The following is a 9,083-nucleotide window of genomic DNA, read 5'->3' on the forward strand; positions in this document are numbered from 1 at the left end:
AGTGAGCGGCAGGAATGCCCGGTCAGTGACCGAAGTCGAACCAGTTGACGTTCACGAAGTCGTTCGGCTGGCCGCTCGTGAAGGTGAGGTAGACGTCGTGCGTGCCGGTGACCGAGGAGATGTTCGCGGGGACGGTCTTCCAGGTCTGCCAACTGCCCGTGCTCGCCAGGGAGAAGCTGCCGATCGGCGTGGAGGTGCGGCTGTCCAGGCGTACTTCGACCAGGCCGCTGACGCCGGCCGGCGCGCCGCTCGCGACGCGGGCGTGGAACTGGGTCGCCGGCGTCGTGCCGAAGGTGACGCCCTTGTACTGGGCCCAGTCCCCGTTCGCGAGGGAGCCGATGTTCTGGCCGCCGCCGGTGTCGGAGGTGGTCTCCGTGGTGGTGCCGGACTGGGTGTCGTAGGACTCGGCCTGGATGGGGGCGTAGGCGTCACGGGAGCCCGAGGGTGGGGGAGTTGTGGTGCCGCCGCCGCTGGACTGGAGGACCTGGACGTAGTCGACGAGCATCGGGTGACCCGGCACGGTGGCGTTGTCGAGGCCGCCGCCGTACGCGTCGGGGAAGGCGCCGCCCATCGCGACGTTCAGGATGATGAAGAAGCCGTGGTTGGTGGCGTTGGCCCAGGTCGTGGCGTCGACCTGGTTTGCGGTCACCGTGTGGAAGGTGACGCCGTCGACGGAGAAGCGGATCGCCTCGGGGGTGACCGAACGGTCCCATTCCAGCGTGTAGTTGTGGAAGCCGGACTGGCACGTGGTCGAAGGGCAGGCGACGTTGTTGCCGATGCCGGTCGTCTCGTTGCAGGGCCCGCCGGGGTTGGTGCCGCAATGGACGGTCGCCCAGACCCGGTTGAGGCCCTGGACGTTCTCCATGATGTCCAGCTCGCCGACGCTGGGCCAGTTCTGGTAGTTGCCCCGGTACGGGGCGCCCAGCATCCAGAAGGCGGGCCAGTAGCCCTCGGCGGCGGTGCCGGTGACGTTCGGCATCTGGATGCGCGCCTCGACGCGCAGCTTGCCGCCCGCCGGGGGCTGGAAGTCCGTACGGTTCGTCTCGATCCGCCCCGACGTCCACCTCCCGGCGGAGTCCCGTAGCGGCGTGATGCGGAGGTTGCCGCCGCCGTCGAGGGAGACGTTCGCGGTGCTGTTGGTCATCGTCTCGACCTCGCCGGTACCCCAGTTCGCGGGGCCGCCGGGGTACGAAGTGCCGGTGCTGTACTGCCAGTTCGCGGTGTTGACGCCGGTTCCGGCGGCGCCGTTGAAGTCGTCCAGGAAGACCTGGGACCACCCCGACGGCGGGGTCGGCGCGGAGGCGCCCGCGGGGAGGGTGGCCGCCGTCGCGAGGGCGGCGGCGAGGCCGAGCGTGGAGAGGACGGCGATCAGGGCGCGGCGCCGTCTGGGGATACCGGAGGTTGCGGTCATGGGGGACCTCTCGGGTACGGGGTGTGGGGAGTGCGGGTGCCGAGAGAGCCGCTGAGAGCGCTCTCAAGGTGCCGACAATGTCCACCCTGCCCCGAGGGCCGTCAAGAGTTGAAGCGAGGAATTGCCGTACAAGGAAGGCGAGTTCACCCGATGAAGCCGGTTATGTGACTACGCCGGCCGCCACCCCAGCGCCCGCGATATCCCCCGCGCGGCCACCCGCACGGCGGGCGCCAGCACCCCCACCTGGGCGCCCTGTCGGGGCACGACCACCGACACGGCGGCCACCACCTCGCAGCCGGGGCCCCGTATCGGGGCCGCCACGGAGAGGGCGTCGTCCGTGACCTGACGGTCGCTCACCGCCACGCCCGTGCGCCGGACTTCGGCGAGGACGCGGCGCAGGGCGGTGGGATCGGTGATGGTGCGGTCGGTGAAGGACTTCAACGTGCCGGTGCAGTACGCCTCTTGGAGGTCCACGTCGCCGTGCGCCAGCAACACCAGCCCCACGCCGGTGACATGGAGCGGCCAGCGCGCGCCCACCCGGATGTGGACGCCCACCGAGGACCGCCCGCTGAGCCACTCCGTGTAGACGACGTCGTGACCGTCGCGGACGGCCAACTGGACGTTCTCGTGGGTGGCTTCGTAGAGGTCCTCCAGATAGGGGAGGGCGATCTGGCGCAGGGCGAGGCCGCGCGGCGAGAGCGCGGCGATCTCCCAGAGGCGCAGGCCGACGTGGTAGGTGCCGGACGCGTCCCGCTCCAGCGCGCCCCACGCGGTGAGCGCGCCGACGAGGCGGTGGGCGGTGGTGAGGGTCAGCCCGGCCCGCCGGCTGATGTCCGTGAGCGTCAGCGCCGTATGGTCGTGGTCGAACGCGGCGAGGACGGACAGCAGCCGGTCGGGCGCGGTTCGTCCGGTCATGGCCTCACCCCGCCGCGGTCTCCCGCGCCGGGGACGGTTCGGCGGCGGGCTCCAGAGTGTCGTACGACGTCTCGCGCATGCGCCAGACGGTGAGCGCGGTGATGGCGGCGCCGGCGCACAGGAGCAGGGAGACCGGCGTGCTGGAACCGTCGCCCGAGGCCAGCAGGCTGCTCGCGATCAGCGGGGAGAAGCCCGCGCCGATCAGGGTGGCGCCCTGGTAGCCGAGGGAGGCGCCGGTGTAGCGGACGTTCGTGGAGAACATCTCGCTGAGCAGGGCGCCCAGCGGGCCGTACATCGTGGACTGGGCGACGCCGTGGCCGAGGGCCAGCGCGAGGATCAGCAGGCCGGGGGAGCCCGAGTCGACCAGCGCGAGGACGGGGAAGGCCAGCGCGGCCGAGGCGACGGCGCCCGCGAGGACGACCGGGCGGCGGCCGACGCGGTCGGACAGGGCGGAGGCCGCGGGGAGGACGGCCAGCGCCACGCAGGAGGCGATCGTCACGGCGGTGAGGACCTGGGGGCGGCTGTAGCCGTGGTCGACCGCGTACGAGATCATGAACCCGGTCAGCAGCGACTGCGCGGTGAACGCGCCGATCCCGACACAGGCCGCGAGCAGCACGGGCTTCGGGCGCCGCAGCAGCTCGAACACCGGGGGTTTCTCGGGCCGTTGACCGGCGACGAACAGCGGGCTCTCGGCGACGCGCAGCCGTACGAAGAGCCCCACGGCGAGCAGGACGACGCTCAGCAGGAACGGCACCCGCCAGCCCCACGTACGGAACTCGTCGTCCGGCAGCGTCGAGACGAGCGTGACCACCCCGGCGGAGAGCACGGAGCCGAGCGGGGCCCCGAGCTGGGTGAAGCTCGACCACAGGCCGCGCCGTTCGCTCCGCGTGTGCTCGGCGTGCTCGACGACCATCAGGGTCGCGCCGCCCCACTCGCCGCCGATCGCGATGCCCTGGACGACACGCAGCGCGACCAGCAGGACGGGCGCCCACACGCCGATCGCGTCGTACGTCGGCAGCAGGCCGATGAGGAAGCTGCCCGTGCCCATCAGGACCATCGTCAGCAGCATCATCGACTTGCGGCCGACCCGGTCGCCGAAGTGGCCGAAGATCAGGCCGCCGAGCGGGCGGGCGAGATAGCCGGCGGCGAAGGTGCCGAACGCGGCGATCGTGCCGACGGCGGGGTCGGCGTCGGGGAAGAACAGGTCGCCGAAGACGAGCGCGGCGACGGTGCCGTAGACGAGGAAGTCGTAGAACTCGACGGCGGTGCCGAGCAGCCCGGAGAGGGCCACGCGGCGCAACTGGGCGGTTTCTGGGGACGGTTGGCGGACGGACTTGCGGGACGACTGCACGGGGAGCTCCCTGGGCCGGTGCCTCGGATGGTCCGTGAAGTTAGGCACTCAATCGTCGGCCGTCAATATCTTGCACAACAATCACCGGTCAGGCGAGGTCCTCTCCGGCCATCCGCAGCAGCAGTCCGTGCAGCACCTCGCGCTCGGCCGGCGTCAGCGGCCCCGTCAGCTCGTTGGTGACCCTGAGGCCCGCCTCGTCCGTGTCCCGAAGGAACGCGCGGCCCGCCTCGGTGAGCACGACGGTGCGGCTGCGCCGGTCGTCGGGGGAGGGGCGGCGCTCGGCGAACGCGAGCCGCTCCAGGTCGTCGACCAGGCCGACGATCGCGCTCGGGTCGTAGCCGAGGCGCGCGCTCAACTCCCGTTGCAGGGCGCCCTCGCAGCCCGCGAGGTAGCGCAGCACCGCGTAGTGGCGCAGGCGCACGCCGGACTCCTGGAGGAACGCGTTGAACAACTGGCCCGAGCGCAGGCCGAGTCGGTACAGCAGATAGCCCGTGTCGGCGTGCAGGCCGCGCATCCAGGGCTCGTTCGCGTCGATCGGAGGGGTGGTCGCGGTGTCGGGCCGGCTGGCGATGGCGTGCTCCTCGGGATCGGGGGTGGTGCGTGGTGTGCGATTCCAGCATGAACCATCTGTAGGTCGGCAACAACTATTGACGACAACAATCATTGCTCCTAGCTTCTATCTCCACGCCGCCCCTACCCACGCGGCGCCCCCGCCCCACCGAAGGGACTTTCCGTGCCCCGTATCGATCTCACCGGCAAGGCCGCCGTCGTCACCGGCGCCGGCCGTGGCCTCGGCCTCGCCTACGCCCGCGCGCTGGCCGCCCACGGCGCGTCCGTGGTGGTCAACGACGTCGACGAGGAGGCCGCCGAGAGCGCGGTGAAGGCCATCGCCGGCGCGGGCGGGACCGCCGTCGCCGAGGTCGTGCCCGTCGGGACCAGCGAGGCCGCCGAGCGGATCGTCGGGCGGGCCGTCGAGGCGTTCGGGCGGCTCGACGTGCTGGTCACCAACGCCGGGATCCTGCGCGACAAGGTGCTGTGGAAGATGACGGACGACGACTTCGACGCCGTGATCTCCACACATCTGCGGGGCACCTTCACCTGCGCCCGCGCCGCCGCCGTCCACATGCGGGAGCGCGGCGAGGGCGGGACGCTGATCCTCGTCGGCTCGCCCGCCGGGCAGCGGGGCAACTTCGGGCAGACCAACTACGCGGCGGCCAAGGCCGGGATCGCCGCGTTCGCCCGGACCTGGTCGATGGAGCTGGCCCGCGCGAACATCACCGTCAACGCGATCGTGCCCGTCGCCGCGACCGCGATGACCGAGACGATCCCCGCGTTCGCGCCGTACGTCGAGGCGCTCAAGCGCGGCGAACCGCTGCCCGGCTTCCTCCGCAAGGGCGAGGGGTTCGGGACGCCCGAGGACTGCGCGGCCCTCGTCCCGTTCCTCGCCTCCGACGCGGCGCGCGGGATCACCGGGCAGGCGATCGGCATCGGCGGCGACAAGGTGACGCTGTGGTCGCACCCGCAGGAGGTGCGGGCGGCGTACGCGGACGGCGGCTGGACGCCGGAGACGCTCGCGGAGGCGTGGGGTACGTCGGTCGGGGCCCAGCCGGAGACGGTGGGGATCCCGGCGCCGAAGGCGGGGGAGGCGTGAGCGCGCGCCCGGCGATGGACGTCGACGCCCTCACCGCCATCGACGTCCACACCCACGCCGAGGTCTCCTCCCAGGGCAACGTCTCCCTCGCCGACGACCTCCACGACGCCTCCGCCGCCTACTTCAAGGTCGAGGGCAAGCGGAAACCGACCCTGGAGGAGACGGCCGCCTACTACCGCGAGCGCAACATGGCCGCCGTCATCTTCACCGTCGACTCGGAGTCCGCGACCGGCACCGCCCCCGTCCCCAACGAGGAGGTCGCCGAGGCCGCCGCAGCGAACGCCGACGTCCTGATCCCCTTCGCGTCGATCGACCCCTTCCGGGGCAAGGCGGGCGTGAAGCAGGCCCGGCGGCTCATCGAGGAGTACGGGGTCAAGGGGTTCAAGTTCCACCCCAGCATCCAGGGCTTCTTCCCCAACGACCGCGCCGTGGCCTACGCGTTGTACGAGGTGATCGAGGAGGCCGGCTGCATCGCCCTCTTCCACACGGGCCAGACCGGCATCGGCGCCGGCGTCCCCGGGGGCGGCGGCATCCGCCTCAAGTACTCCAACCCCCTGCACGTGGACGACGTCTCCGCCGACTTCCCCGACCTGAAGATCATCCTCGCGCACCCCTCCTTCCCCTGGCAGGACGAGGCGCTCGCGGTCGCCACCCACAAACCCGGCGTCCACATCGACCTGTCGGGCTGGTCGCCGAAGTACTTCCCGCCCCAACTCGTGCAGTACGCCAACACGTTGCTGAAGGACAAGGTCCTCTTCGGCTCCGACTTCCCCGTCCTCACCCCCGACCGCTGGCTCGCCGACTTCGCGAAGCTGCCGATCAAGGACGAGGTCAGGCCGAAGATCCTGAAAGAGAACGCCGCCCGCCTGCTGACGATCTAGAGGGGCCGCAGATGCGCAACGAGGGACTGGGCTCCTGGCCCGCCCGCCGGGCCCGGAAGACCCCGCACCGTACCGCCCTGGTCCACGGCGACACGCAGTACTCGTACGCCGCCCTGCACGACCGCACCACCCGCCTCGCCCACGCCCTGCGCGCGCGGGGCCTCAGACGCGGCGACCGCCTCGCCTACCTCGGCCCGAACCACCCCTCCTACCTGGAGGCCCTGTTCGCGGCCGGCACGCTCGGCGCGGTCTTCGTCCCGCTCAACACCCGCCTCGCGGGCCCGGAGATCGCCTACCAGCTCGCCGACTCCGGCGCCAAGGCGCTGATCTACGCCCCCGGTCACGCCGGTCTCGTCGCCGGGCTCCCCGGCGGCACCGACGTACGGACGTACCTCGAAGTCGGCGCGGAGTACGAACAGGCCCTGGAGCAGGCACGGTTCGAGCCGGTCGACGAACCCGTCACGGCCGACGACACCTGCGTCATCATGTACACCTCGGGCACCACCGGACGCCCCAAGGGCGCCATGCTCACCCACGGCAACCTCACCTGGAACGCCGTGAACGTCCTCGTCGACCACGACCTCATCGCCGACGAACGGGCCCTGGTCTCCGCCCCGTTGTTCCACACGGCGGGGTTGAACATGCTGACCCTGCCGGTCCTCCTCAAGGGCGGCACCTGCGTCCTGGTCGAGGCGTTCGACCCCCACGCGACCTTCGGACTGGTCGCCCGGCACCGGATCACGTTCATGTTCGGCGTGCCGACGATGTTCGACCTGATGGCCCGTCACCCGGGGTGGGCCGACGCCGACTTGACCTCCCTGCGCCTGCTCACCTGCGGCGGCTCACCCGTGCCGTCCCACCTCATCGCCGCCTACCAGGAACGGGGGCTGACCTTCCTCCAGGGGTACGGGATGACCGAGGCGTCGCCCGGGACGCTCTTCCTCGACGCCGAACACGCCATCAGCAAGGCCGGTTCGGCGGGAGTGCCGCACTTCTTCAGCGATGTCCGGGTCGTCCGGCCCGACTTGGCGCCGGTCGAGGTGGGCGAGACCGGGGAGGTCGTGGTGCGCGGGCCCCATGTCATGCCCGGCTACTGGGGGTTGCCCGAGGAGAGCGCGGCCTCCTTCACCGACGGCTGGTTCCGCAGCGGGGACGCGGCGACCGTCGACGAGGACGGGTACGTCCACATCGTCGACCGGATCAAGGACATGATCATCTCCGGCGGGGAGAACATCTACCCCGCCGAGATAGAGGACTTGATCCTCACGCACCCCGGTGTCGCCGAGTGCGCGGTCATCGGCGTCGCCGACCCGAAGTGGGGCGAGGTGCCGCGCGCGGTCGTCGTCCCGCGCGACGGGGCCAGCCCCGATCCCGACGCCATCATCGCGGCGCTCGCGGGGCGGCTCGCCAGGTACAAGATCCCCCGGTCCGTGGTGCTCGCGGACGAACTCCCGCGCACCGCCTCCGGAAAACTCCTCAAGTCCCGGGTGCGCAAGCGCTACGGCAACAGCGAAGGAACGCCATGACCATCACCGTCAACGGCCTCGACGAACTGAAGAAGCTCGCCGGGAGCGACCTGGGCACCAGCGAGTGGATCGAGGTGACGCAGGGGCAGGTCGACACGTTCGCCGACGCGACCGGCGACCACCAGTGGATCCACGTCGACGTGGAGAAGGCGAAGTCGGGGCCGTTCGGGGCGCCGATCGCGCACGGCTATCTCACGCTGTCACTCTTCATACCCCTGTTCTCCGGGCTGCTGGACGTCGAGGGCGTCACCACCAAGGTCAACTACGGCCTGAACAAGGTGCGTTTCCCCGCCCCGGTGAAGGTCGGCTCCCGCATCCGCCTCGCCGCGCGGCTCGCCGATGTGACGGATGTGGCAGGTGGGGTGCAGATCACGGTCGACGGGACGCTCGAGATCGAGGGGGGCGCGAAGCCGGCGGCCGTGGTGCAGGGGGTGCTCAGGTTCCTGGCGTGAAGGCCCGTGAACGCGCTCCCCACGGGGCCTCACGGGCCGTAGTCCAATGGGCGTAAGGCCGGTCCCCTCAGATATCCGGCAGGGTCTTGAGGCGGTTACGCTGTGGCCCCACAATGCTCCTCCGCTAGGAACAGACCGTGACCACTCCATCAAGAAGCACCGCGTCAACGGCTCGTGAGCCGATGGTCTCCGGCGCACCGCGCCTCGACGCTCCCGCCGACCCGAAGAACGCCAGGGGAGTGCGCCGGGCTCTCGCTTCCACACGGTCCGCCAAGGGCGCGGGGGTGACCTTCCAGTCCTCCATCTGACCGCACCGCCATGACCGAACCCGCCCTCCCGCTGCGCCAGCTCGTGCTCAAGGTGCACAGCCGGTGCGACCTCGCCTGCCGTCACTGCTACGTGTACGAGCACGCGGACACGAGCTGGTCGGTCAAGCCCCGGGTGATCGCCGAGGAGACCGTCTCCCAGGTCGCCCGGCGGCTCGCGGAACACGCGCGAACGCACCGGCTCGCCTCCGTCCAGGTCATCCTCCACGGAGGCGAGCCCCTGCTCGCCGGAATCCCCCGTCTGCGGTACGTCTGCGAGCAACTCACCGGGGCCTTACGGGGAGTTGCCGAACTCGACCTCCGTATCCACACCAACGGCGTCCAGTTGACGCTCCGTCACCTGGACCTGTTCGCCGAGTACGGCGTCCGCGTCGGCGTCTCCCTCGACGGCGACCGCGCCGCCAACGACCGCTTCCGGCTCTACCGCGACGGCCGCAGCAGCCACGGCAAGGTCCTCGCCGCGCTCGCCCTGCTCGCCGAACACCCCCACCTCTACGCCGGAATCCTCTGCACGGTCGACGTCCGCAACGACCCGGTCGCCGTCTACGACGCCCTCGCCGCCCTCACCCC

The 9,083-nt window shown here is 71.1% G+C and carries 9 protein-coding genes; 5 read left to right on the forward strand and 4 right to left on the reverse strand.

Going from position 1 to position 9,083, the window contains the following annotated elements; translation table 11 throughout:
- Window positions 1-22: 22 nt before the first annotated feature.
- The 4 genes from AOK24_RS23845 to AOK24_RS23860 all read right to left on the reverse strand — a co-directional run bounded on the left by AOK24_RS23845 (window position 23) and on the right by AOK24_RS23860 (window position 4,191).
- Window positions 23-1,411 (reverse strand): glycoside hydrolase family 16 protein, encoded by a 1,389-nt coding sequence (locus tag AOK24_RS23845; protein WP_055722115.1) that lies wholly within the window; start codon window positions 1,409-1,411, stop codon window positions 23-25.
- A 168-nt stretch (window positions 1,412-1,579) separates the two neighbouring features.
- The gene (locus AOK24_RS23850) at window positions 1,580-2,326 is read right to left on the reverse strand and encodes an IclR family transcriptional regulator (protein ID WP_055722116.1); all 747 of its coding nucleotides are present in this window, start codon (window positions 2,324-2,326) and stop codon (window positions 1,580-1,582) included.
- Window positions 2,327-2,330: 4 nt separating this feature from the next.
- A complete protein-coding gene (locus AOK24_RS23855; protein WP_055722117.1) occupies window positions 2,331-3,677 on the reverse strand; it encodes an MFS transporter in 1,347 nt (448 codons plus the stop codon).
- Between the two features lie 88 nt (window positions 3,678-3,765).
- On the reverse strand, window positions 3,766-4,191 hold the full coding sequence (locus AOK24_RS23860; RefSeq protein ID WP_055722118.1) for a MarR family winged helix-turn-helix transcriptional regulator: 426 nt from the start codon (window positions 4,189-4,191) through the stop codon (window positions 3,766-3,768).
- Between the two features lie 219 nt (window positions 4,192-4,410).
- Between AOK24_RS23860 and AOK24_RS23865 the strand changes: the two genes are divergently transcribed.
- The 5 genes from AOK24_RS23865 to AOK24_RS23885 form a co-directional block, all read left to right on the forward strand.
- On the forward strand, window positions 4,411-5,328 hold the full coding sequence (locus AOK24_RS23865; RefSeq protein WP_055722119.1) for an SDR family NAD(P)-dependent oxidoreductase: 918 nt from the start codon (window positions 4,411-4,413) through the stop codon (window positions 5,326-5,328).
- Between the two features lie 14 nt (window positions 5,329-5,342).
- Window positions 5,343-6,209 (forward strand): amidohydrolase family protein, encoded by an 867-nt coding sequence (locus tag AOK24_RS23870; protein ID WP_055722120.1) that lies wholly within the window; start codon window positions 5,343-5,345, stop codon window positions 6,207-6,209.
- An 11-nt stretch (window positions 6,210-6,220) separates the two neighbouring features.
- Window positions 6,221-7,735, forward strand: a complete 1,515-nt coding sequence (locus AOK24_RS23875; protein WP_055722121.1) for an acyl-CoA synthetase — start codon at window positions 6,221-6,223, stop codon at window positions 7,733-7,735.
- On the forward strand, window positions 7,732-8,187 hold the full coding sequence (locus AOK24_RS23880; protein ID WP_055722122.1) for a MaoC family dehydratase: 456 nt from the start codon (window positions 7,732-7,734) through the stop codon (window positions 8,185-8,187). The genes AOK24_RS23875 and AOK24_RS23880 overlap by 4 nt, the downstream gene beginning before the upstream one ends.
- A 318-nt stretch (window positions 8,188-8,505) precedes the next feature.
- A partial coding sequence (locus AOK24_RS23885; protein WP_159051959.1) for a radical SAM protein occupies window positions 8,506-9,083 on the forward strand: 578 nt, incomplete at its 3' end.

The organism is Streptomyces niveiscabiei, from assembly GCF_001419795.1.
In the GTDB taxonomy this organism is placed as follows: domain Bacteria; phylum Actinomycetota; class Actinomycetes; order Streptomycetales; family Streptomycetaceae; genus Streptomyces; species Streptomyces niveiscabiei.

Coding starts and splice junctions, on each gene's coding strand:
- AOK24_RS23860 (WP_055722118.1), bottom strand. CDS start 4,191: ATGCGCGGCCTGCACGCCGACACGGGCTATCTGCTGTACCGACTCGGC.
- AOK24_RS23845 (WP_055722115.1), bottom strand. CDS start 1,411: ATGACCGCAACCTCCGGTATCCCCAGACGGCGCCGCGCCCTGATCGCC.
- AOK24_RS23880 (WP_055722122.1), top strand. CDS start 7,732: ATGACCATCACCGTCAACGGCCTCGACGAACTGAAGAAGCTCGCCGGG.
- AOK24_RS23870 (WP_055722120.1), top strand. CDS start 5,343: ATGGACGTCGACGCCCTCACCGCCATCGACGTCCACACCCACGCCGAG.
- AOK24_RS23875 (WP_055722121.1), top strand. CDS start 6,221: ATGCGCAACGAGGGACTGGGCTCCTGGCCCGCCCGCCGGGCCCGGAAG.
- AOK24_RS23850 (WP_055722116.1), bottom strand. CDS start 2,326: ATGACCGGACGAACCGCGCCCGACCGGCTGCTGTCCGTCCTCGCCGCG.